16 protein-coding genes, 1 tRNA gene and 1 pseudogene are annotated in these 23,159 nt (G+C 67.1%); 3 read left to right on the forward strand and 15 right to left on the reverse strand.

Annotation, left to right across the window (positions count from 1 at the left end):
- Positions 1-71: 71 nt before the first annotated feature.
- From JWQ89_RS14010 to JWQ89_RS14025, 4 genes are read right to left on the reverse strand one after another with little or no spacing between them, the layout of a single operon-like run.
- On the reverse strand, positions 72-884 hold the full coding sequence (locus JWQ89_RS14010; protein WP_299641988.1) for an ABC transporter permease subunit: 813 nt from the start codon (positions 882-884) through the stop codon (positions 72-74).
- Positions 881-1,831 carry an ABC transporter permease subunit gene (locus JWQ89_RS14015; protein WP_299641989.1) on the reverse strand — a complete coding sequence of 317 codons (951 nt, stop codon included), beginning with the start codon at positions 1,829-1,831 and terminating at the stop codon, positions 881-883. Before JWQ89_RS14015 ends, JWQ89_RS14010 begins: the two co-directional genes overlap by 4 nt.
- Positions 1,828-2,982, reverse strand: coding sequence for a polyamine ABC transporter ATP-binding protein (potA, locus tag JWQ89_RS14020; RefSeq protein ID WP_299641990.1), 1,155 nt, complete (start codon positions 2,980-2,982; stop codon positions 1,828-1,830). Before potA ends, JWQ89_RS14015 begins: the two co-directional genes overlap by 4 nt.
- A gap of 60 nt (positions 2,983-3,042) precedes the next feature.
- Positions 3,043-4,116 carry a polyamine ABC transporter substrate-binding protein gene (locus JWQ89_RS14025; RefSeq protein WP_299642011.1) on the reverse strand — a complete coding sequence of 358 codons (1,074 nt, stop codon included), beginning with the start codon at positions 4,114-4,116 and terminating at the stop codon, positions 3,043-3,045.
- Positions 4,117-4,797: 681 nt separating this feature from the next.
- On the opposite strand from JWQ89_RS14025, the gene JWQ89_RS14030 reads away from it, so the two are divergent.
- Complete coding sequence (locus tag JWQ89_RS14030) at positions 4,798-5,721, forward strand: pseudouridine-5'-phosphate glycosidase (protein WP_299641991.1); 924 nt, start codon at positions 4,798-4,800, stop codon at positions 5,719-5,721.
- Entirely contained in the window at positions 5,718-6,611 is an 894-nt protein-coding gene (locus JWQ89_RS14035; RefSeq protein WP_299641992.1) for a PfkB family carbohydrate kinase, read from the forward strand. Before JWQ89_RS14030 ends, JWQ89_RS14035 begins: the two co-directional genes overlap by 4 nt.
- Before the next feature lie 96 nt (positions 6,612-6,707).
- On the opposite strand, the gene JWQ89_RS14040 is transcribed toward JWQ89_RS14035, so the two are convergent.
- From JWQ89_RS14040 to JWQ89_RS14080, 9 genes are all read right to left on the reverse strand, one after another.
- Positions 6,708-7,313: a hypothetical protein gene (locus JWQ89_RS14040; protein ID WP_299641993.1), complete on the reverse strand. Its 606-nt coding sequence runs from the start codon at positions 7,311-7,313 to the stop codon at positions 6,708-6,710.
- A 91-nt stretch (positions 7,314-7,404) separates the two neighbouring features.
- Positions 7,405-9,957, reverse strand: a complete 2,553-nt coding sequence (locus tag JWQ89_RS14045; RefSeq protein ID WP_299641995.1) for an FtsX-like permease family protein — start codon at positions 9,955-9,957, stop codon at positions 7,405-7,407.
- A complete protein-coding gene (locus JWQ89_RS14050) occupies positions 9,954-10,649 on the reverse strand; it encodes an ABC transporter ATP-binding protein (protein WP_299641997.1) in 696 nt (231 codons plus the stop codon). Before JWQ89_RS14050 ends, JWQ89_RS14045 begins: the two co-directional genes overlap by 4 nt.
- 251 nt (positions 10,650-10,900) lie before the next feature.
- A complete protein-coding gene (locus JWQ89_RS14055; RefSeq protein WP_299641999.1) occupies positions 10,901-12,937 on the reverse strand; it encodes a PQQ-dependent sugar dehydrogenase in 2,037 nt (678 codons plus the stop codon).
- Between the two features lie 207 nt (positions 12,938-13,144).
- Positions 13,145-15,433: an AI-2E family transporter gene (locus JWQ89_RS14060; protein ID WP_299642000.1), complete on the reverse strand. Its 2,289-nt coding sequence runs from the start codon at positions 15,431-15,433 to the stop codon at positions 13,145-13,147.
- A 97-nt stretch (positions 15,434-15,530) separates the two neighbouring features.
- Positions 15,531-15,755: a hypothetical protein gene (locus JWQ89_RS14065; protein ID WP_299642002.1), complete on the reverse strand. Its 225-nt coding sequence runs from the start codon at positions 15,753-15,755 to the stop codon at positions 15,531-15,533.
- A 13-nt stretch (positions 15,756-15,768) separates the two neighbouring features.
- Positions 15,769-17,763 carry a M10 family metallopeptidase C-terminal domain-containing protein gene (locus tag JWQ89_RS14070; RefSeq protein WP_299642004.1) on the reverse strand — a complete coding sequence of 665 codons (1,995 nt, stop codon included), beginning with the start codon at positions 17,761-17,763 and terminating at the stop codon, positions 15,769-15,771.
- A gap of 158 nt (positions 17,764-17,921) precedes the next feature.
- The gene (locus JWQ89_RS14075; protein WP_299642005.1) at positions 17,922-19,235 is read right to left on the reverse strand and encodes an HlyD family type I secretion periplasmic adaptor subunit; all 1,314 of its coding nucleotides are present in this window, start codon (positions 19,233-19,235) and stop codon (positions 17,922-17,924) included.
- On the reverse strand, positions 19,228-20,874 hold the full coding sequence (locus tag JWQ89_RS14080; RefSeq protein WP_299642007.1) for a type I secretion system permease/ATPase: 1,647 nt from the start codon (positions 20,872-20,874) through the stop codon (positions 19,228-19,230). Before JWQ89_RS14080 ends, JWQ89_RS14075 begins: the two co-directional genes overlap by 8 nt.
- Before the next feature lie 363 nt (positions 20,875-21,237).
- Here JWQ89_RS14080 and JWQ89_RS14085 point away from each other — a divergent pair, with 363 nt between their 5' ends.
- Positions 21,238-22,626 carry an HWE histidine kinase domain-containing protein gene (locus tag JWQ89_RS14085; protein ID WP_299642009.1) on the forward strand — a complete coding sequence of 463 codons (1,389 nt, stop codon included), beginning with the start codon at positions 21,238-21,240 and terminating at the stop codon, positions 22,624-22,626.
- Positions 22,627-22,747: 121 nt separating this feature from the next.
- Here the strand turns inward: JWQ89_RS14085 and JWQ89_RS14090 are convergent.
- Together JWQ89_RS14090 and JWQ89_RS14095 are read right to left on the reverse strand one after the other, a co-directional pair.
- A tRNA-Ala gene (locus JWQ89_RS14090) sits at positions 22,748-22,823 on the reverse strand.
- A 53-nt stretch (positions 22,824-22,876) separates the two neighbouring features.
- Positions 22,877-23,159: pseudogene (locus tag JWQ89_RS14095) on the reverse strand (aldehyde reductase); the annotation flags it as partial.

Here is a 23,159-nt window from a genome sequence, read left to right on the forward strand (position 1 = left end):
GACCCCCACCCCTGGCCCCTCCCCCTACTGGGGAGGGGGACCCTCTCAACGGCATCGCGGCACGTGTGTCGCTAGGCCCGGCGCTCCTTGCCGTTGGAGCGGAAGCCGATCAGGGTGGCGGTGACGACGCCCAGGGCGACGACGCCGATGATGATGGTGGCGAGCGCGTTGACGTCGGGGGAGACGCCGAGGCGGATCTTGGAAAAGATCACCATCGGGAGGGTCGAGGAGCCGGGGCCGGAGACGAAGCTGGCGATCACCAAGTCGTCGAGCGACAGGGTGAAGCCGAGCAGCCAGCCCGAGATCAGCGCCGGGGCGATGATGGGCAGCGTGATGTCGAAGAACACGCGGACCGGGGTGGCGCCGAGGTCCATCGCGGCTTCCTCGAGGCTCAAATCGAGGTCGGAGAGGCGGGACTGCACGACGACCGTGATGTAGGCCATGCAGAGCGTCGAGTGGGCGAGGATGACGGTCAGGACGCCTCGGCCCGCGGGCCAGCCGAACATCGATTCCATGGCGACGAAGAGCAGCAGGAGGCTGAGGCCGGTGATCACGTCGGGCATCACCAGCGGGGCGGAGACCATGCCGGCGAGCAGCGTCTTGCCGCGGAAGCGGCGGAAGCGCACCAGCGCCACCGCGCAGAGCGTGCCGAGGACGAGCGCGATGGTGGCGCTGACCGCGGCGATCTGCAGGCTGAGCCAGGCCGCGCCGAGCATCTGCGGATCGGCAAAGAGCGCGGCGTACCACTTGAGCGAGAAGCCGGACCACACGGTCACCAGCCGGTTCTCGTTGAAGGAGAAGACGACGAGCGAGACGATCGGCAGGTAGAGGAAGGCGAAGCCGAGGGTTGCTGCGAGGGGGAGGAACCAGCCGCGGCGCTTCATTTGGCTTCCACCACGGCGGACTGCGCCTTTTGCAGGAACATGATCGGCACGACGACCACCAGCAGCATGGCGATGGCGACGGCGGAGGCTACCGGCCAGTCGCGGTTGGAGAAGAACTCGTCCCACAGCACGCGGCCGATCATCAGGGTGTCGGGGCCGCCGAGCAGCGCCGGGATGACGTACTCGCCGAGCGAGGGGATGAAGACGAGGAGCGAGCCGGCGATGACGCCGGGCATGGAGAGCGGCAGGGTAACGGAGAGGAAGGTCTGCCACGGCCGCGAGCCGAGATCGGCCGACGCTTCGAGGAGGCTCTGATCAAGCTTCACGAGGGTGGTGTAGAGCGGCAGGATCATGAACGGCAGGTAGGTGTAGACGATGCCGACATAGACGGCGAAATCGGTCTGCAGCATCACCAGCGGTTCGTGGATGATGCCGAGATACATCAGCACGTTGTTGATGACGCCGTTGCCCTTCAAGAACCCGATCCACGCGTAGACGCGGAGGAGGAAGGAGCTCCAGAACGGCAGGATCACCAGCATCAGCAGGATGTTGCGCCATTTCTCCGGCGCGCGGGCGATGGCATAGGCCATCGGGTAGGCGATCAGCAGCGCGATCACCGTCGAGATCAGGGCGATCTTGATCGAGTTGAGGTAGGAGTTGATGTAGAGGCTGTCGCTCAGCAGGAAAAGATAGTTGTTGAGGTGCAGCGTCAGCTGCACGGTGCCGTCGGGGTCGACGGTGAGGAGCGGCAGGTAGGGCGGCCGGGCGATCGCCGCTTCCGAGAGCGAGATCTTGAACACCACCGCCAGCGGGATCAGGAAGAAGATCGTCAGCCACAGCGCCGGCGCGAGGATAACCAGGCTGCGGCCGGTGAAGTTGAAGATGCGGAGCCGGCGGAGGAACCCAACCCAGGGGCGTTCGGCGCTCCGAAGGCTGATCTCGGTCATGACACCAGCACCGATCCGGCGGTATCCGCCCAGGTGATCCAAACCTTCTCGTCCCAGGTTATGGCGTCGGGGTCGCCGCGGCGCGCGTTGGTCCTCGTGACGCGCATGTACTTGCCGCTCTCGAGCCGCACCTGGAAGACGCTCATGTCGCCGAGATAGGCGATATCCTCGACCACGCCGCGCAGCAGGTTGGCGCCGTCGGGGCCGGGGTCCAGCGGCTTGTCGCGGCTGATGACGAGCTTTTCGGGGCGGATGGCCCACCACAGGATCTGGCCGGGGGCGCAATCGGCGCCGTGGCCGACATGAATGTCGCAGCCGAGTTCCGCCGAGCGGATGCGGACATGGTCCGGCTCGTCCTCGGTGACGATGCCCTCGTACATGTTGGCCGAGCCGATGAAGCTTGCGACGAACCGCGAATTGGGGAACTCGTAAATGTCGTGCGGCTCGCCGATCATCGCGATCTCGCCCTGGTTCATCACGCCGATGCGGGTGGCGAGCGTCATCGCCTCTTCCTGGTCGTGGGTGACGACGATGAAGGTGACGCCGAGGGTTTCCTGGATCTTGACGAGCTCGAACTGGGTCTCTTCGCGCAGTTTCTTGTCGAGGGCGCCGAGCGGCTCGTCGAGGAGCAGGAGTTTCGGGCGCTTGGCCAGCGAGCGGGCGAGGGCGACGCGCTGGCGCTGGCCGCCGGAGAGCTGGTCGGGCTTGCGCTTGCCGTAGTCCTCGAGCTTGACCAACTGCAGCAGCTCGGCGACGCGCGCGGCGATCTCGTCGCGCTGCAAGTTGTCGCGCTTCAGTCCGTAGGCGACATTCTGCTCGACCGTCATGTGCGGGAACAGCGCGTAGTGCTGGAACATCATGTTGACCGGCCGCCTGTAGGGCGGCACGCCGGTCATGTCCTGGCCGTCGATCTCGATGGTGCCGGCGGTCGGGGCCTCGAAACCGGCCAGGGTGCGCAACAGCGTCGACTTGCCCGAGCCCGAGCCGCCGAGCAGGCAGAACAGCTCGGACTTGAAGATATCGAGCGACACGTCGTTGACCGCGGCGACGTCACCGAACTTCTTGGTGACGTTGCGGATGCGCACGAAAGGCTTCGCCGACGGGTCGCGCCACGGGCGCGTGTCGACGGCGAGCTGCGGTTTCTTGGCCATACTGTCTTGAGCCCATCGGCATAGAAGAAGGCGGGGTCGAAACCCCGCCCCTGGAAGCGATTACTGACCCGTCTTGATGCGGGTCCAGGTGCGCGTCAAGTCCCGATCGAAGCCGGGCGTGTGCGCCTTGAGGGTGAAGAGCTTGGCGGCCACTTCCGGGGTCGGATAGATCGACGGATCGTCCTTGACGGCGGGATCGATGAGATCGAGCGCCGCCTTGTTGCCGGAGGCGTAGAATACGTAGTTGGTGTTGGCCGCGGCGATATCGGGGCGCAGCATGAAGTCGATGAACTTGTGGGCGTTATCGGCATGCGGCGCATCCGAGGGGATGGCGAACATGTCGAACCACTTGAGCGCGCCCTCCTTTGGGATGGTGTAGGCGATATCGACGCCGGCGTTGGCTTCCTTGGCCGCGGCCTGCGCGATGAACACGTCGCCCGAATAGCCAATGGCGAGGCAGATCTCGCCGGCGCCGAGGTCGTCGATGTACTGGCTCGAGTGGAAGTAGCGGACCGACGGCTTGATGGCGGTGAGCAGGTCCTCGGCCTTCTTCAGGTCGTCGGTGTTCTCGGAGTTCGGATCGAGGCCGAGATAATTGAGCGCGGTGCCGACGATCTCGGCGGGCGCGTCGAGGATGGCGACGCCGCAATCCTTGAGCTTGGCGATGTTCTCGGGCTTGAACACGATGTCCCAGCTGTCGATCGGAATGTCGCCGAGCGCCGCCTTCACCTTGGCGACGTTGTACCCGATGCCGGTGGTGCCCCACATGTAGTCGACGGCGTATTTGTTCTCCGGATCATGGGCCTGCGTGGCGGCCATGACATCGGGGTCCATGTTGGCGAGGTTGGGGAGCTTGGACTTGTCCAGCGGCTGGAACAGCCCGGCGGCGATCTGGCGCTCGAGGAAGAAGCCCGAGGGTACCACCACGTCATAGCCCGAAGAGCCGGCGAGGAGCTTGGCCTCGACCACTTCGTTGCTATCGAATACGTCGTAGTTGACCTTGATGCCGGTCTCGGCCTCGAACTTGGCCACCGTGTCTTCGGCGATGTAGTCGGACCAGTTGTAGACGTTGACGACATTTTCCTGCGCCAGGGCAGGCGATGCGGCGAGCAGCGCTCCCAAAGCAATCAGCATCGATTTGTGCACTATCTCGTCTCCTTGTTCGAGAGCCGCGGAGGGCTTGCGGCGCATGACAGATGTGTGGGCGCGCGAGGGCGCCGGTTGGCGGATGCCTGGCGCGGGCCAGGGGAATTGAAGGTGGCGGTACCGGCAGCGTGACGATGATGTCGGGGTGTGGGTACGGGGGAGGGAAGGCCAAGCAGCGCGGGCGTCGCGCCGGGAAAATTCACGTTCGCAGTATGCCCGGAGCCGGGCGCCCATCGATCCGGAGGGGGTTCCGGATCAACAATGACCGTAAGCAGTGACGTTATCCCTTGCGCGGCGAGCCTCTCAGCCGGGGCGAAACTAGAGGCAATTGTACCGTGGGGCAAGGGTTTTAGGGGTTTTTGGGGCGGGGTTCGGGTGAGTGCGACGACACGGCGCGGGGCTGTGGGGAGTTATGCCTGAAGGCCGGTGCGAGCCGACCCCCACCCCTGTCCCCTCCCCCTAAGAATGGGGAGGGAGACGCCAATTGCTTGCCCGGTGCGGCGGGTTGTCAGCGCCGGTCGGGAGGGTCTCCCTCCCCCTGTTGAGGGGGAGGGGAGAGGGGTGGGGGTCGGCACGCACCGGGCTATCAAGCCAAAGGCCGTCGCCAGTTGAAGTCCGGCCGATTTCAGTTCAAGGGAAGGCAAATTCCCTTGTCCGAAAGGCGCTCCCGTGAGCCTCAAGAAGCATCTCTCCATTTCGCCGGCCGTGAAGAAGGCGCTCGAGGCCGGGCAGCCGGTGGTGGCGCTCGAATCGACGATCATCACGCATGGCATGCCCTATCCGCAGAACCTCGAGATGGCGCGGAATGTCGAGGCGGTGATCGAGAAGCACGGCGCGGTGCCGGCGACGATCGCCATCATGGACGGCAAGTTCAAGCTGGGCGTGACGGCCAAGGACCTCGAGCGGCTGGCGCAGACCGGCGGCAAGGCGGCCAAGGCCTCGCGGCGCGACGTCGCGGCGCTGCTCGCTTCGGGCGAAGTGGCGGGGACCACGGTGGCAACGACGATGATGGCGGCCGAGGCGGCGGGGATTGCGGTGTTCGCCACGGGCGGCATTGGCGGGGTGCATCGCGGGGCCGAGACGACGTTCGATATCTCGGCCGATCTCGAGGAGCTGGGGCGGACGCAGGTGGCCGTGGTGTGCGCGGGGGCGAAGTCGATCCTCGATATCCCCAAGACGCTCGAGGTGCTGGAGAGCAAGGGCGTGCCGGTGCTGGGGTTCCAGACCGACGATTTCCCTGCGTTCTGGGCGCGCCAGAGCGGCGGCAAGGTCGACCACCGGGTCGAGAGCGGCAAGGAGGCGGCGAAGGTGATCGCGCTGCAGTTCGCGCTGGGCCTGGGCGGCGTGCTGGTGGCGAACCCGATCCCGGAAAGCGCGGCGCTCGACAAGGATATGATCGAAGGGCGGATCGCCGAGGCGATCAGGGGCGCGGAGGCCGAGGGGGTGAGCCGCAAGGAGCTGACGCCGTTCCTCTTGAAGCGGATTTTCGAGCTGACCGACGGCAAGAGCCTCGTCGCCAACATCGCTCTCGTCGAGAACAATGCCAGGGTGGCGGCGGAGATCGCGGTGGCGCTGGCCAAGTCTAGCCGATGAGCGAAACGGCGGGGCGGGTGATCGTCATCGGCGACGTGATGACCGACGTGATCGTGATTCCGGAGGGTCCCATCGTGCGGGGGTCGGACCGGCGTGCGGCGATCACCACGCGGCCGGGCGGCTCGGGGGCGAACCAGGCGGTGTGGCTGGGCTCGATGGGGACGCCGGTGAGTTTCGTGGCGCGGGTGGGGGCGCGGGACAAGCCGCATCTCGAGGCGTATCTGCGCGGGTTTCACGTCGATCCGGTGCTGATCGCCGACCCGGTGAAGCCGTCGGGCATCCTGGTCACCATCGTCGATGCGGACGGGGAACGGAGTTTTCTGACCGACCGGGGGGCGAACCTCGACCTGTCGCATTCGGACATGCCGGTGTGGCTGCTCGAGGAGACGCGCTACGTGCTGGTCTCGGGTTATTCGCTGTTCGCGGACAAGCCCCGGCATGCAGCGCGCTGGATGGCGGGGGAGGCGCAGGCGCGCGGCATTCCGGTGGCGGTGGATGCGGCGTCGGTGGGGTTCGTCGAGGAGGTGGGCGCGGGGAAGTTCCTCGAGTGGACCCGCGGGTTTTCGACGCTGTTCGCCAACGAGGACGAGGCGGTGGCGCTGGCCGGGACGGGCGATGTCGAGGCACAGATGCGGGTGCTCGGGCCGAATTACGGGCGGGTGGTGGTGAAGCTCGGGGCGGGCGGCGCGGCGGTCTGCGGAGAGGATGGGGTGACGCTGCGGCTGCCGGCGCCGGTGGTGAATGTGGTGGATACGACCGGGGCGGGGGATGCGTTCGCGGCGGCGTTCGTTTCGGCGGAGCTGGGTGGGGCGGAGCTGGAGACGTGCCTGCGGCGGGGGATCGCGGCGGGGTCGGCGGCGGTGACGAAGGTTGGGGGGCAGCCGGAGTAGGGGGTGTTGCGCCGGCCACCTAGGGGCTGGCGCGTGGGGACCCCCACCCCTGTCCCCTCCCCGCAAAGGGGGAGGGAGACCCGACTGAGGGGCAGGTTACTCCGTTTCCATCGAGCACCAGTCCAGCGGTTCGGCGATGTACTCGCCGCGCGTGCCTTCGATGTCGCCGAGTTCCGAGATCATGTGGGAGCGGACGTCGTCGACGGTGGCGTGGGGGGCGGTGAGGGTGCAGCCGCGGGCGAGCTGGTAGTTTTCATTGTCGATCGGCGCCACTTCCTTGCCGGCTTCGGTGATGCGCTTGAGGACGCGCAGGAGCCGGCCGTCGGGGGCGAAGGAGAGGCGGCCTTCGCGGGTGATCGTGGGGCCGTCGGCGCCCTGGGCCATGTTGGGCGAGGTCATCTCGGAGAGGACGAAGGCTAGGCTGCCGTCGGGGCGGTAGCAGGAGGTGTCGGTCTGGGTGGCGATGGCGTCGATCAGCCAGGTCTGGGTGAGGACGGAGGGCGCACCGTCGCCGCCGTCGTGGAACTGGAAGCGGTCGGCATAGCCGCCATCGAAGCTGCGCCGCCAGCCGGTCCAGTCGTCGGGGGCGGATTGGAGCAGCCGGGTGCAGGTGTCCCAGGCGGCGCGGACTTCGTCGAGCTGCGGCGACTGGGCGTAGGCCGGAGTGGCGAGCAGCAGGAACAGGGCGAGCAGGCGGCGCATCGGGTCCTCCGGGTTGTCGGAAGACTAGCGTGCGGACGGCCCCCTCCACCATGCTTCGCATGGTCCCCCTCCCCCGCTGCGCGGGGGAGGATCACTCCTCGCGCAGGAAGGCTGCGGGGCGGGCGGAGAGGGCGGACCAGGTGGTGAGCATGCCGACGATGATGGCGAGGGCGATGGTGCCGAGGGCGACCCAGACGATGAGCAGCGGGTCCGCCCAGAAGTCGATCTCGAGCACGAACTCGACGAAGGCCCAGGTGCCGGCGAGGCCGAGGAGGCCGGCGAGCACGGCGGAGAGAAGGCCGAGGAGGCCGTATTCGACGAGATAGGCGTGCAGCACGTCGCCGCGGGTGGCGCCGAGCACCTTCATCACCACGGCATCCGACTCGCGCTGCTTGCGCCCCGCGGCCATGGCGCCGGCAAGCACCAGCACGCCGCTGACCACGGCGAGGCCGCCGATCACCTCGACGGCGGTGGTGACGTTGGCGAGGATGGCGGCGAAGGTCTCGAGCGCTTCGCCGATGGGGAGGAAGAGCAGGTCGGGGAAGGCGGCGACGAGGCGCTGCTGCACCTCGCGCTCGTGGCCGGGCGAGGCCTTGAGCAGGCCGAGATAGCTGAGCGGGAAATCGGCGAGCGCGTTGGGCGACAGGACGAAGCCGAAATTCACGCCACCCGAGCGCCAGGCGTAATCGCGGAAGCTGCCGATCTTCACCTTCACCTCCTCGCCGAAGATGCGGAAGGTGAGGATGTCGCCGAGCTTCAGGCCGAGCGGCTCCTTCAGCCGCTGGAACACCGAGACTTCCGGCGGGCCGATGAAGTTGCGCGGCCACCAGCTGCCTTCGGTGATGGTGGAATGATCGGGCAGGTCCTCTGAGGCGGTGAGCGGGATGTCGCCGTCGAGGACGAAGGCGAATTCCGGGGGCGGGGTGCGGCCAAGCTCGGCGACCGGGGTGTCGTTGATCGCTTCGATCGCGCCGGTGACCATGGGCAGAGAGGCGAAGCTTTCGACCTGCTTGTCGCCGACCGAGAAGGTGCGCAGCGAGTCCGCCTCGTCCTCGAACAGGTCCATGAAGATGAAGCTCGGGGCGTTGGGGATCGACTCGCGGGCGAGCTGGTGGCGCAGGTTCCCGTCGATCAGCGCGATGAGGAGGAGGAGCGCAAGGCCGAGCCCGAGCGACAGGATGACGACGGGAGCGGGGGCACCGGGGCGCCAGATCGACTTGACGGCGTTGCGGAGCGCGGCGTTGGGCAGCGGCGGGATGAGCTTCAGGACGCGCTGTAGCAGGAAGGCGGCGAGCCGGAGGATGAGGAAGGCCGCGACGACGCCGAGCGCATACCAGAGAACCAGCAGCGGGCGGCCGGTGGTGAGCGCGGCGAGCGCATAGATGGCGAGGATGGCAAGGCCGATTGGGAGCCAGAGGCTCGGCTTCAGCAGGTCGCGCCACTCGAGCCCGCCTTCGACGGCGGAGCCGGCGGAGCGGAACAGCAGCGCCGGCTTCAGCTTTTCGGCCCTGACCAGGGGCAGGTAGCCGAAGGCGAAGCCGGTGAGGAGCCCGAAGCCGGCGGCGGTCCAGAGCGTCGTGATGTCGACGACCGGCGGCAGCGACAGGCCGAGCAGGCCCCCGAGGATGGGGAGGATCACCATGGTCAGCGCCGTGCCGAGGATGAGCCCGAGGACGATGCCGGCGAGGGTGAGCAGCATCACCTGGGTGAGAAAGTGCACAAGGATGCGCGGGCCGGTGGCGCCGAGCGCCTTCATGGTGGCGATGGAGCGCTGGCGTTCGGTGACATAGGCCGAGATGGCGTTGGAGACGCCGAGGCCGCCGACGAGGAGCGACGAGAGGCCGACGATGGTGAGGAAGCGGGCGAAGATATCGAAGAAGCGCGAGAGGTCCGCGGTGGCGTCGCGCGGCGTGCTGAGCTTCCAGCCGGCCTTGGGGAAGGCGGTCTCGATCGCGGTGGAGGCGGCGGCGAAATCGGGCGGGTCGAGCAGCAGCTTGTAGCGGTAGCTGGCGAGGACGCCGGGGGCGAGGATGCCGGTGGCGTCGAGCGCCTCGACCGACATCAGCGCCGGGATGCCGAACTGCATGCCGGCGGTAACCTGGTCGGGGACGCTGCCGAGGACGCCGGTGAGGACGAAGCCGGCATGGCCGATGGTGAGCTTGTCGCCGAGCTTCAGCCCGAGCCGATCGAGCAGCAGGCCGTCGGCGACGAGGCCGTAGCTGCCGTTGCGTTCCGCCAGCAGCTCGGGCAGCGGGGTGTCGCTGCCTTCGACGACGGCCTTGCCGATCAGCGGGTAGTTCTGGTCGACGGCGCGGATGGCGAGGAAGTTGCTCTGATCGCCCGCGTCGGCGCGGCCCATCACCTCGACGACCTCGTCGAGCTTGCCGAGGCTCTGGAACAGGGTGCGCTCCTCGGGCGTCGCGGCGCGATAGGAGAGGCTGGCTTCGAGGTCGCCGCCGAGCAGGGTTCGGGCGTCGCGCAACAGTCCCGATTGCAGCGCCGCGCCGACCGAGCCGACAATGGTGATGGTCCCGACGCCCAGCGCAAGGCAGGCGAGGAGGATGGTGAAGCGGCGGAGATCGCCGCGCAAATCCTTGAGGGCGACGCGGAGCCACCCTCGTAGCGTCCCTTGCAGCCAGCTCACGCGGGCACCAGCTCGCTGAGATGGCCCTCGTTCATGCGCAACTGCCGGTCGGCTTTCCTCGCCAGCGACGGATCGTGGGTGATCAGCAGGATCGCCGTGCCGCGTTCGCGGGCGAGACCGAACATCAGTTCGATGACATGCGCGCCGGTCTCCTGGTCGAGATTGCCGGTGGGCTCGTCCGCGAGGAGGAGCTTTGGGTTGCCGACCATGGCGCGGGCGAGGCCGACGCGCTGCTGTTCGCCGCCGGAAAGGGCGCTCGGCAGGTGGGTCAGGCGGGCGGCGAGGCCGACATCGGTGAGGGCGGCGGCGGCGCGGTCGCGAATCTCCGCCCAGGGCAGGGAGGGCTCTGCGATCTCGAGGGTGAGCGCGACATTTTCCAGCGCGGTGAGCGAGGGGATCAGGTGGAAATTCTGGAACAGGATGCCGAGCGCGTTGCGCCGGAAGATGGCGAGGCGGTCCTCGTTGAGATTGGTGATGTCGGTGCCGGCGACGGTGATGGTGCCGCCGGTGGCCTGCTCGAGGCCGGACAGCACCATCAGCAGCGAGGTCTTGCCGCTACCCGACGGCCCGACAATGGCGGTCACCTCGCCGGGGGCGAGGGCGAGATCGACATCCTTCAAGATATGCAGCGGCGTGCCGCCACTCTTCAGATGCAGGTTGACGCCTTTGGCATCGACGACTGGGACGGGCATGGACTGGCCGGGTTCGCTGCGGTCACAAGGAGATAGGGTGCAGATGCGGCGGTTCAATGGAGGCGGTGGTGGGGCGGCATCCTGTCGGCGCGGTTGCGGTTCGGCGATAGCTCGCCAGAGGACAGGGGGCGCATCCAATCGCCAGGTGCTTTCCACACCACAGACCTGAAGGGAAACCTAGGCGGCCTTCGGAGATCGACCTCCCAACATGCAGGAACAGTTGGTCCGAAGGTCGCTCGCGCCACCCGACGTCATTCCAGAGCGGTGACCAATTCATCCAGGGCGGTGGGGGACAGCGCCTGCTGCGGCATCATCGCACCCCGGGCAAAGGCCTGAGTATCCTCAAGGAAAGCGCGCAGCGCGTTTTCGGTCCATGCACCTGGTTTGGACAGCAGAGCGGACGAGTAGTCGACGCCCGCTTGTCCGGCGATATCGCTGCCGATGATGCTGCCAAGTCGTGGGGCCCCGATCGACGAATGGCATGCCATGCAGCCGTTCCGGCGCAGTGCTTCATCGGCGGAAGCAATCGGCCCGTCGACGTGGTCCAGCATCTTGTGGGGCACGAGGAACCCAAACTCCCCGCTGTCGAACAGCAGGTAGATGCGGCCCTCGGCTGGCTGCACGTAGCGGATGCGCTTCCCCATCGGGATGCGCTCGGCGAACTCAACCGACTGCCCCTCAATGCGCAGGCGAACCAGAGACTCGCCGGCAAGGCTTCCGACCAAGAGATCCCCGTCCCAGCGGTCGTCCACGCCCTCGACCTGCTTGAGGTTGGATGGCGCGATCGAGGGGAGCCAGGCAAACACTGGCGGACGATAGACGTCATGTCGTCCCTGGCGGCTCGCGTGGGGCCAGAACTTGGAGTCACGGTCGACACTGCCATAGTCCATGCCAAGGGTAGCAAGGGGCCAGCCATAGTTCTCGCCTGCAACGATGAGGTTGAGTTCGTCGCCACCAGCCGGGCCTTGCTCGACCTCCCAGATACTCCCCTTGTCGTCGACGGTGATGCCTTGCGGGTTGCGATGCCCCATGGACAACATCCTGACGGTCCAATCGGTCAGCGAGATGCTGAACACCTTGCCGTAACTGCTGTCAGCGAGTTGCGGGTAGAGCGGGCCATCATCGCCGACGCCGTCGATCTCGTAGTCGCCCGCGGTGACATAGATTGTCCCACCGCTAGCGGCGATCCGGCCGCCCGCTTGTGCACCACCAAAGGTCGAGTCTCCCGTTTCGATGAAACCCAAACACGGCGTGGTTTCCAATGCGATCTTCCAGTCGAGCCCCAAGGGTTGATCGTTGCGCAGCGCGTCGGTCCATCCGTCTGGAAGGGAACTATGTGCAAGGCGACTGATCACGCAGCCATGCGCCTCATCGTAGTAGCTGTAGGAGGCGAGGAGGTGTGTCTCCCCGTTCCATGGTGCTACCTCTATATCGTTATAGCGCAGCAGCTCACGCCGGATCGGCAGCCCGCCAGGCGTAATGGCGGGCATCACGTCGGCGTTGATTGGCGGTAGCCTGATGCCAGTTCGGCGGAGGGAATGTGCCTCGCGGTCGTAGAACCAGAGCAGGCCATCCTGGGGCCGGGCTATCAACACCCCGCCCGGAATGGCGGCCAGGCCACCACCGTCGCCTGGAATGGGGTGGCCCGGATTAGCGATCACCAGATCGAAATTGAGTACGCTCGTATAGAGCGGCGCAACCGCCTCCATCAAGTAACCCTCGGAGCAATCTTCGCCCACCTCGGTCCACCCCCCAGGGGGTGGTTCAGCAACAGCCACCCGGCTGTCGAGTATGGGAAGCAGGGCGACATCCTGGGGGACCGGCAGCCGCTTGCCGTCCTTGAGCAGCGCGAAGGCATTGGCGTCGAGGCGGATGGAGTCGATCGTGGCCGAGGCCACATAGATATTGCGGTCCCCGACGCCCTCTTCCCAGAGATCGTTGGTCATTGATATCTCGAGCGGAGCTTGGCCGAGACAGCCAAGGTTGGGAACAGGGAACTCAAAGTTCTCGAGATAGTCCGACTGCCGCCCGGAGGTACCAACCATCGTCTCCGTAGCGGATTCGACTACCCCCTTGCCGATGACCACCCCGCCGAGCGCCACTTGGAATTTCGGTTTGCCCTTGAAGGCGTCCCCGGCAAGTACCAGCGTCAACTTATGCTGCTGAGCTGAAACGGGGGCGGCGAACAAGGATGCAACGATGAGCAAAAGCAGAATGACGACAATACGCGGACGCAACATTTTCTTAAGTACCGGTGACGCTTTGCCGATGATATAAACAGGGCCCAATGTTCCTGTATACTGACGTTGGTCCGAAACCAAATGGGGACTTACGTACCATCGGCACTGGCCAAGAACCGAGGCGAACTCTGGCTGTCCTGGCCGAGTACAAAGTATCTATCGCCGCAACTTCAGGGTCTGGCGGGGTCGTTCCCAACAGTCAGCGCAATATCGCTTCATTGGGCATGATCCGGTCGCGAGGCCGTCCCGTATGTTCTACGCCTTCACCGTGCTGGCGAGGTCAGGGGCTGGCGGGACGGGGAGGGGGGTGGGGTTCGGGGTTGGGGTGGCCCCGGCGACCTCGGAGGCGAACTCCTGGAGCCTTGCGAGGTCGGCTTCGGTGAAGGTGCGGCCTGCCTGGTCGAAGACCAGCAGCACGCCATGGATTTGGCCTTCAAACAAGATCGGGGCGCCGGCCACGAAGCCGAAACCGTTCTCGACGAGGAACGAGTTCTCGATCAGTTCGGCCGAGCCCGAGGATGCATCGATGACGAGCGCGGAGCCCGTTTCGATGATGTGATCGCGCAGGGGCGCGAGGTCGCTCCTCGGGGAGGATGCATCGCCGGCCGTGTCGGACGGAGTGTCGGCCATGGCCACCACGGCGATGGTGACGCCGAACTCCCGCGCCACGCGGGCGGTGAAGTCATCGAGGGCGGGACCCGGCCTGATCAGTGGCTGGTGATCCGCGATCGGCGGGGCGCCCGCCGCGTCGGGCGGGGAGTCAGTGGTCAACATTGCGGCGATGAGCGTGTCGACCGCAGCTATCGAGGTTGCGATGGTGGTGCCTTCGGGCAGGGCCATGTCGGCCACGGCGCCAAGGGTTTCGCGGTCGGCAAGGAGACACGCGATGATGGAAATGTCCGGATCGCGCCGGCGAATGTGCCTTGCGGCAAACCGCAGGTAGGTGCGGGCCGCGGCGTCGAGATAGGCGATGCAGATCACGTCGGCCTCGCGGAGGTCGATCTGCCCTATGCCCTGCGGACGAAGCGAAACCGGGGGCAGAACCTGTACGGTCACGCCGCGACGGGCGATGGTCTGGGCGATGATGCTGGCGGCGGCGCCGTCCAGCTCGGTTCGACCACCGATGCAGAGGACGGTCAGCGGCGTTGCCGTCTCGGGAGCAGGCTCGGGCCAGAGGCTCTCCACCTCCCTGACGACAGCGTCCATTCCCTCCGCGACGAGGCGCCGCTCGGCCAGATCGCCGCTGTCCTTGGCGCGGTCGTTTTCGGCGAAGCGAAGGGCGGGGACGGCGATGTCGTCGTAGAAGGCCTGCGGGGAGCCCTTCTTTTCCACATATTGCTCGGCCAGTTCGATGGCCTCCTCGGTGTTTCCCGAGACGAGGCGCTGGTAGAGCTGCTCCTCGCGCGCCAGCACCGGCTCGCTGCCGAGCAGCGTTTCCAGAAATGCGAGCTGCGGGACATAGCGGCCGAGAACGACGAGGCACACCGTCACCGGGGTGGCGAGGATCAGGCCGATCGGGCCCCAGATGGTCGCCCAGAACATCGCCGCGACAAGCACCGCGAGCGTCGACAGGCCGGTGCTCGAGCCATAGAGCCGGGGCTCGACGGCGTTGGTGATGGTCATTTCGAGCGACACGAACAGGGCGACGACAGCGACGAGCTTGGTCCACTGCGGGTCAATGGCGAAGGAGAGGGCGAGGGGGATGATCGCCGCGATTATCGTGCCGACGAACGGAATGTACCGGAACAGGGCCGCGAGCAGCCCCCAGAGTAGCGCGTCGGGGATGCCGATCACGGAGAGGCCCAACCCGAACAGCGTGCCATAGGTGGCGTTCACGAGGAACTGGACGAGGAGGTACCGGCTGACGCGACGGCCGGCGTCGGTCATCGCCCGCGTCGTGGTCCGGAGGTCGCCCCGGCTCACCAGCTTCAAGAAGCGGTCGCGGAAGTTTTCCCGCTCGGCCAGGAGGAAAATCACGAACAGCGTGACGATGGCGCCGGTTGCCAGCGGTCCCAGCACAGCCCGGAGGAAGGCCTGGCCGAAGCCGAGGGGGCCCTGGGCGGGATCGACGATGGTTACCGGCTGCGGAGCTACGGCACCCACCGGCTCGGGGAGGGCGGCAAGGATGTTCTGGAGGGCGCTGCCGAGCCGTTGAAACAGGTCGCCGGAGGTGGTCGAGGCCTGGAGCGCGCGCAATTTGCCGGCGACGACCTCCTGGTACTTGGGAAGTTCGGTCGCGAGGTGGGCAACCTCCGTTATCACAAGGTACGAGACGCAGATGATCAGGGCGGCTGCCGCGGCGACGGTCACCAGAACGGCCGGCAGATGCGGAAGGCCCACGCGCTGCAGGAGCCGCACGACCGGGGACAGCGCGAAGGTCAACAGCACCGCGAGGACCAGCGGCACGAAGATGCTGGCGCCCAGGTAGAGGGCCGCGATGGCGATGACGCCGACCAACAGGGTCGTCAGGCCTTGCCCCGATGGCCTGGGCCGCCGACCCGCTGGGTGTGTATTGTCGATGATCATCGGCTTTGCCCCGGTCACGACCGTTGCGCCGTCCTGCGCTACGTGGACGAAACCCAATGCTGCGCAGGGCAAATGGTTGCTCAGTGGCCGAGGGCCGGTGCGAGAACTGCTCCGGTCAGCCGCCAGAAGCAGGCGGGGGCAGCGGTTGGGAATGCCCGGGAGCGGGTTCCGGCACCGGGCGAAACCGCAGCGGCGGCGAGGTCCAGCCGGCGGGAATCTCGAGCGGGACGGTGCAGGTGGTGAGGACGCTCAGGCCTTCGGCGTTCATCACCTCGAAGACGATCCCCGGCCGTTCGAGGTGGAGGCATTCAGGCCAGCGGTCGAAATCCATCCAGTCCATCGGCCGGTCCTTGCTAGAGGATGAAGTCGCCGGCCGCGAGGATCGCGAGGCCCTTCACCACGATCTGGAAGTCGGCGATGCCGTCGCCGTTGACGTCGCCCGAAACCAGTCCGTCCTTGAAGTTGAGCTGACCGGCTTTGTTGGTAAAGCCGCTCGAGCCGATATAGCTGAATGCCTGGTCGCCGGTAAGACTGGTGTTGGCGTCGATCGCCTTGAGGTCGATCTTGTCGGTCAGGGACACGAAGTCGGTGATGGTGTCCCGCCCGACGGACGGAGTGTCGCCGGTGGCGGTGAACACGAAGGTATCGATTCCAAGGCCGCCGGTGAGCGTATCCGCGCCGGCGTCGCCCTGCAGCCTGTCGTTGCCGATGCCGCCGAGCAGGGTGTCGTTGCCGCCGCGGCCCACGAGGGTGTTGTTGCCGCCGAGCCCGTTGAGGATATTGGCTCCATTGTCGCCGCGGAGCACGTCGTTGAAGGCGCTGCCGGTGAGGTTCTCGATAAAGAAGAAGCTGTCTCCCGCCGCTTCGCCGGTGTTGGCGCTGGGGGTCATCAGGTCGGCGGTCACGCCGGAGATCGAGAGCGACAGCAGGCTGTTGAGCAGCGCCACGCTGTAGGAGGCGGTGTCGTTGCCGTTGCCGCCCTCCAGCCGGTCGGCGCCGACGCCGCCCTCGAGTACATCGTCGCCGTCGCCGCCGACGAGGACGTCGTTGCCGCCGCGGCCATTGAGCGTGTCGTTGCCGGCAAAGCCGCCCAGCCCGTTGGCGGCGCTGTCGCCCCACAGGCTGTCGTTGTAGTTGGTGCCGATCACCTGCTCGATCGAGGAATAGGTGTCGCCGGTAGCCTCGCCGCCGTTGAGCGAGGGGGTCGCGAGGTCGACGACGACCCGCGCCGTGGCCTCGAGATGCGAGACCGTATCGGTGCCGTTGCCGCCCTCCAGCCGGTCTCCGCCCGAACCGCCATAGAGCAGATCGTCGCCGTCGCCACCGATCAGCGTGTCGGCGCCGCCATTACCCCACAGGGTATTGGCGGCGACGTTGCCGGTGATCCGGTCATTGCCCGCCCCGCCTTCGGCGTTCTCGATGATGGAGCGCAGGTCGCCGTTGAAGAGCAGGGCGTTAGCGATGTTGCCAATGGCGAGCTTCGAGCCGTTGGCGCTGAGGCGGGCCAGCTGTTCGGTGGAGGTGGTGGTCCAGCCGCCCGGGTTCAGGTCGACCGTCAGGTTGCTCGAGTAGTTGGAGAAATCGTAGGTGTCGATGCCACCGCCATCCCACACGGTCATGAGGATGCGGTTGGCTCCCGGGGCGCCCTGTCCGGCGCCGTTGATCGACATCTGCCCGGTGGTCGGGCTCCAGGTGTAGACCGAGTTGCCGCTGTTGGTGGTGTAGTTCGCGCCGTACATCTGCTGGACCGCGGCTATGTCGTACATCATCAGCGACTGGGCATAGCCCCAGGTCTCGTTGGCGTAGTTCGCCAGCGGCGCCCCGACATAGGAGCGGTAGCTCATCACCGTGTATTCGATCGAATCGCGGCTGAGCGGCATGTTGTTTTCGTGCGGGTGCTCAAGGCCGAGCGTGTGCCCGATCTCGTGGATGAACGACATGTAGGCGTAGTTGCCCTTGGCGGGACTGTTGTAGTAGCCGCTCGACTTGTTGAGCCACACGTCGCCGCCCGACGCGGCGGTGCTTGGATAGTAGCCCCAGGCCGTTCCCGGCGCGTCCGAGAGCGCGACGCGCAGGTCGGCATGGGTGGTCGAGGATTCCGTGATCTGGGTGAAGGTGAGGTTGGCGACCGCCGCATAGGCGGCGTAGGCGGTCTTCGCCATCTGGACCTGCGCCGGGTTCAGGGCGCCGAAATTGGTGGCGGGCTCACCCGAACGGTAGCCGGTGCCGTAAAACGACGCGCTGGTGGGGAAGCTGTAGGTGAGGCTGGTGGTGGCCCATTTGTAGTCGCCTAGCACGCCGTCGACGTAAACGTTGCCCGTCCTGGAAACCGTAGAAACCGAAGGCACGATCAAAACTCCGCCGTGGACCTGGAGCAATCTGCCGTCGAGATATTAAAGACGAAACCAGATCGATAGATTAACTTGTATTGCTTTGCGCGAAATACGCGAATAACCTGCGGCATCCGTAAGTATTAGTCGCCGAGGGGCACGGAGTTGCCCGGCCTTCAGTCCTCCCGGAAACTGTGCAGGACCTGGTCCATGAGCGGCTTGGCGAGGTAAGCGAGCACCGTGCGGGTGTCGGTCTCGAGGAACGCTTCTGCCGGCATGCCGGGCATGAGCCGCGTGGCCCCGCCGAGCCGCCGCCGCTCCGCCTCCGGGACGGCGATCCTCACTTCGTAGTAGACCGCACCGGTCAGCGGATCCCGGGCCGTGGCGGGGGATACCGACCACACCGATCCGTGGAGCTCCGGCGTTGTCGGCGCGTCGAGGCCGGTAAATCGCACCAGCACGTCCTGGCCCGTCGAGATGTCGTCCACGTCCGCCGGGTTGACATGGACGTCGACCAGCAGTTGATCGTTGGCTGGCACGACCAGCATCAGGGCTTCGCCCGGCGCCACCACGCCGCCAATGGTCTGGACGATCGACTGGTGGATGATGCCGGATCGCGGCGCCCGGACTTCCAGCCGCCGCAGGCGGTCGTCGGCGGTGATCTTCTGCTGCAGCAGCTCGGCGATGTTCACTTCGAGCGCCTGCAGGTCCTCGAGGACCCCGGAGCGGAAATCGTCCTCGACCTGGGCGCTGGCGAGGGCCCGTTCGGCGATTGCGGCCCGCACGCCGGCGATGTCGGTGGCGAGCTTGGCGATGCTGCCCTCGATGGTGGTGCGCTGGCGCCGGTTGGCATTGACGCGCGCCGAGTCGGTGAGCCCGCCGGCGAGCAACTGCTCCAGCCCGCGCCACTCGCCCGAAAGGATCGCCAGCTCGTCGGTGAGGGCCGCCTGTTGCGCCTGCAGCCCCGCGACCTGTTCCTCGAGTTGGGCAGTCTGTTCGGCAAGGCGGGATTTTTGGCCGAGGAGCGAGGTTCTGCGGGCCTGAAGCAGGCGCGACTGGGTGTCGAAGGCCTTGTCGAAATCGGGGCCGGGTGACCAGCCCGATGCGCTCGGCCGCTCCATCGCCGTGGCGCCGGATGCCTCGGCGAGGAGCCGGGCGCGGGCGGCGAAGGCGTTGTCGAGTTGCGCCCGGACAACGTCGCGCGAGGCCGAAACTGCCGTACCGTCGAGGCGCAGCAGCAATTGCCCCTCGCGCACCGCGTCGCCGTTGCGCACCAGGATCTCGCTGACGATGCCGCCTTCCTGATGCTGGATGCGCTTGCTGCCATCCTCGACCACGACGATGCCGGGCGCCACCACCGCGCCGGCGATCTGCGTGGTGGCGGCCCAGAGGCCAAGGCCTCCGGCCACCGCCAAGACGACGGCGAAGCCGACCAGCCCGTGCCGTCCGAGGCTGGCCGCGGCGCTGGTTTCGAGGGTTTCGCTAGCCATTGGCCACCGCCACGAGGTTGCGGACAACCGGCGCCGGCCGGGTGATCTGGCGCAGCACGTCGTCCTTCGGGCCGAAGGCCTGCTGCCGCCCGTTCCTGAGGTAGAGCAGCTTGTCGACCGCCGCGATCGCCGCCGGCCGATGCGCGACGATGATCACCACGGCGCCGCGCGCCTTGGCGGCGCGGACGGCGCCGGTCAAGGCGGCGTCGCCCTCGGAGTCGAGGTTGGAGTTGGGCTCGTCGAGGACGAGGAGGAACGGCTCGCCGTAGAGCGCACGCGCGAGGCCGATGCGCTGGCGCTGGCCGGCCGAAAGCGCCGCGCCCCGCTCGCCGATCTGGGTGTTGTATCCCTCCGGTAGAGCGGCGATCAGCTCGTGCACCTGGGCGCCGCGCGCCGCAGCGAACAGGGCGGCCTCGTCGCCGCCGGCGGTGAACCGTGCGATGTTCTGGGCCACGGTGCCGGCGAACAGCTCCACCTGTTGCGGCAGGTAACCGACGCTGCGGCCGAGCTGATGCGGATCGAAGTGGCCGCGTTCCGACCCATCGAGGCGTACGGACCCCTGCAAGACCGGCCAGGCGCCGACCAGCGCCCGGGCCACCGACGATTTGCCCGAGCCCGAGAGGCCGAGGATGCCCATTGCCTCGCCGGCGGCGAGATCGAAGGAGATGCCTTCGACGAGGCGGGTCCGCGCGCCGGGCCCGGTCGAAAGCTGCCTGACGGTGAGCGAGTGGCGGGGGGCCGGCAACTGCACGGCGGGAAGGGTGGCGTGCGCTGCCCGCAGGGCGCCCCTCAGCCGCTGCCAGGCCTGGCGGGCGCCCACGAATCCGCGCCATTGCCCGACGATCTGCTCGACCGGCGCCAGGGCGCGCGACGAGATGATGGACGTCGCAACCATGATGCCGCCGGAGATATCACCGCTGATCACCAGCCAGGCGCCGGTCGCCAGCACGCCCGCCTGCAGCAGGAAACGGAAGGCCCGGGTGAGGGAGGAATAGAGGCCGTTGCGGTCGCCGGCCTGCTGCTGGGCCCGCGAGAGCTCGGCGCTCGCCGCCTCCCAGCGACGGGTGATGGCCGGCAGCATGCCCATGGCGACGACGCTCTCGGCGCTGGCGCGGGCATCGTCGGACTGGACCTGCCGCCGCGCCGTGGCGGCGGCGAGTTCGCGCGAGGGCCGCCGCGAGCTGAGCTCGTTGACGACGAGAAGCCCGCTCATCACCGCGGCGCCGCCCAGGGTCACCGATCCGAGCATGGGATGGAGCAGGAAGACGGTCGCCAGATAGATCGGCATCCACGGCAGATCGAGCAGCGCGGCGGGCCCCGAACTCGAGAGGAACTGGCGGATGCTGTCGAGATCGCGAACCGGGTCGGCCGGCACCGTGTCGTGCACCTGGAGCTTGCCCTTGAGCCCGGCCTCGAAGGCCCTTGGCGAGAGCCTTGCGTCAACCAGGCTGGCGAAGCGGGCAGCCATGCGCGCCCTGAGGGTCTCGATCAGCGCATAGACGCCATAGAGCGCGACCACCAGCAGCAGCAGCGCCCAAAGCGTCGGCAGCGAACGGCTGGGCAGCACCCGATCGTAGACCTGCAGCATGAAGATCGGGCCGACCAGCATGATGAGATTGGCGAGCAGGCTGACCAGCACGAAGGCAGCGAGCGGTCCTGCGCCAGCGCCCGCCCGCCCGGCCGGGGGGGTCGCTGTTGCCTTCGATCGCTTCCAATTCGTAGTCAAGACAACCTCTGGAAGACAATCCCGGCCCGCGCTGCCGGCCGATGTGTGGACAAGAAGCCCTACGCTAGCGGCCTCTCGCCCTCGCAACCAGTTCCGCCGGTTGCGTAGCGCATCGGTATCTGACGGCATCGCGGGGGTAAGGCTCCGTCAACCACGGGCGCGTCGCCAGGGTGGGCAGCGCGAGGCCGAGAGGGGATCAGCCCGGTAGCGGCAAGGCCCGGAATGCCATAGGCTTTTGGGGTCACAGCCGGAAGGCGAGCGCGAAAGGTGTCTCAGGTGAATATTGCCGCCAAGCTTAGTCTCGCTGTGGAGGCCATGTCGCCGGCGGTCTGGGTCTGGGAGGCGGCGAGCCGGCAGTTCCTCGCTTCGGCGAGCCTCGCGGCGCTCTACGGGAAGGGCGCCGCGCTGGATCTCGAGGAGTTCCTCGAATGCACCCACCCGGGGGATCGCCCGGTCTGGCAGCAGGTCTTTGAAGGCACCGGCGACGGGGACCCGCCGAAGCGCATCCTCTATCGCGTCGGGAATGGCAGTCTTGGTTCCTACCGGTGGCTGAGCGCCGATATCACCGCAAGCTCGGATGCCTCGGGGGGCCGGACCCTGGTCGGCGTCGTCCATGATGCTTCGGCGGAACATGAGGCGCACCGGGCGCTCGTCGAGAGCGACGAACGGCTGAGGCTGGCCATGGAAGCCGGCAAGATGGCGGTCTGGGACGTGGATCTTCAATCGGGCAGCCTTACCCCTTCGCGGCAGCTGAATGTCCTTCTCGGCCTTCCCCTGACGGCCGAGCCCAGCGTGGTGGACGTCCGAAAGCTCTATGCGCCGGGCGAGTTCGAGCGGCTGCAGAGCGAGGGCGTGACCTATGAGCGGCTGCGTGATCGGGAAGTGCAGGGAGGCGACGGGGCGCGTCGCGACTGGGCGGCTTTCCCCGAGCCCAGCCGCACGCACCTGCAGGCCGAATTCAGGCTGATCACCCCGGCCGGAGAATCGAAGACGCTGGTGTTGCGCGGCCAGTATGTCCGTCCATTCGACGGCGGCGGCACGCGATTGACAGGGATGCTGATCGACGTCACCGAACGAAAGATCATCGAGGACCGGCTGGCCCTGAGCGTGGGGGAACTGCAGCACCGGCTGAAGAACCATTTGATGATCACCGGCGCCATCGCTACCCAGACGTTCCGCGCCGGAGCCGATATCAACGCTGCGCTGGAGGCCTTCAACGGCCGCCTGCGCGCGCTTGGAACGGCCACCGAACTGATGCTGCAGGCGAGCTCATCGAACCCGTCGCTGCCGGCGCTCATGAACAATGTCCTCGCGCCGTTTCGGGCGACGGAAGTCGACAGGTTCGAGCTCTCCGGCGAAGACGTGCCCATCCCGGCGCCGCTGGTCAGCGGGGTGACGATGGTGGTGCATGAACTGGCCACCAATGCGGTGAAGTACGGCGGCCTGTCCGTTCCAGCCGGCCGGGTGTCCCTGACGTGGGAAAGCCGCGGGGGGCTGCTTCAGATCTGCTGGAGAGAGACCGGCGGGCCCATGGTTGTCGCCCCCACCCGGCGCGGCTTCGGCTCGCGCCTCATCAGCGGCGCGGTTCCGGGCGGGACGATAGAGGTGGACTACGCGCCCAGCGGCGTGGTGTGCAGGATTTCCGTGCCCAGGGGCGAGGCCTAGGTCGGGGCAACGGCACGGTTGCGGCGGTGGACAATGGATAGAGCCAGCGCGTGCTTTGGCCTGCGTGTGGGGCTGTCGCCGACGCCACTGAATGCCAGGATCTAGAGCCGGGAAATCGAAGTGGTGGAGCTGAGCGGAATCGAACCGCTGGCCTCATCATTGCGAACGATGCGCTCTCCCAACTGAGCTACAGCCCCGCTTCGATGGCGCGCTTATTAGCCAATCCGCACGCCGAGGACCAGCCCTTTTTTCATGCGACGAGGTGTTGGTCGATGAGGCTGTGGGCGGTGGCGACGGTGGCGTCGGGGGCGGGGATCATGGGGTGGGCGAGGAGCTGGCGGCCGGAAGAACCGTCGACGCGGCGGATATTGGCGAGCTCCGCGCTGTTGGAGGCGATCTGGGGGTCGAACAGGCCGAGCAGGCGGACGACCCAGTTCGGGAGCTCGACGCGCGGGGCGCGGCGGGCTTCGCGGGGGAAGGCGGCGCGGAGCGCCGCGGCGATCTCGAGCACGCTCATCTCGCGCTCCGAGATG

Source organism: Devosia sp., assembly GCF_028290645.1.
GTDB lineage: Bacteria > Pseudomonadota > Alphaproteobacteria > Rhizobiales > Devosiaceae > Devosia_A.

What these genes read in the sequence shown, in the direction of transcription:
- JWQ89_RS14010 (WP_299641988.1), bottom strand. Translation starts at nt 884, where the DNA reads ATGAAGCGCCGCGGCTGGTTCCTCCCCCTCGCAGCAACCCTCGGCTTC.
- JWQ89_RS14015 (WP_299641989.1), bottom strand. Translation starts at nt 1,831, where the DNA reads ATGACCGAGATCAGCCTTCGGAGCGCCGAACGCCCCTGGGTTGGGTTC.
- potA (WP_299641990.1), bottom strand. Translation starts at nt 2,982, where the DNA reads ATGGCCAAGAAACCGCAGCTCGCCGTCGACACGCGCCCGTGGCGCGAC.
- JWQ89_RS14025 (WP_299642011.1), bottom strand. Translation starts at nt 4,116, where the DNA reads ATGCTGATTGCTTTGGGAGCGCTGCTCGCCGCATCGCCTGCCCTGGCG.
- JWQ89_RS14035 (WP_299641992.1), top strand. Translation starts at nt 5,718, where the DNA reads ATGAGCGAAACGGCGGGGCGGGTGATCGTCATCGGCGACGTGATGACC.
- JWQ89_RS14040 (WP_299641993.1), bottom strand. Translation starts at nt 7,313, where the DNA reads ATGCGCCGCCTGCTCGCCCTGTTCCTGCTGCTCGCCACTCCGGCCTAC.
- JWQ89_RS14050 (WP_299641997.1), bottom strand. Translation starts at nt 10,649, where the DNA reads ATGCCCGTCCCAGTCGTCGATGCCAAAGGCGTCAACCTGCATCTGAAG.
- JWQ89_RS14065 (WP_299642002.1), bottom strand. Translation starts at nt 15,755, where the DNA reads ATGGACTGGATGGATTTCGACCGCTGGCCTGAATGCCTCCACCTCGAA.
- JWQ89_RS14075 (WP_299642005.1), bottom strand. Translation starts at nt 19,235, where the DNA reads ATGGCTAGCGAAACCCTCGAAACCAGCGCCGCGGCCAGCCTCGGACGG.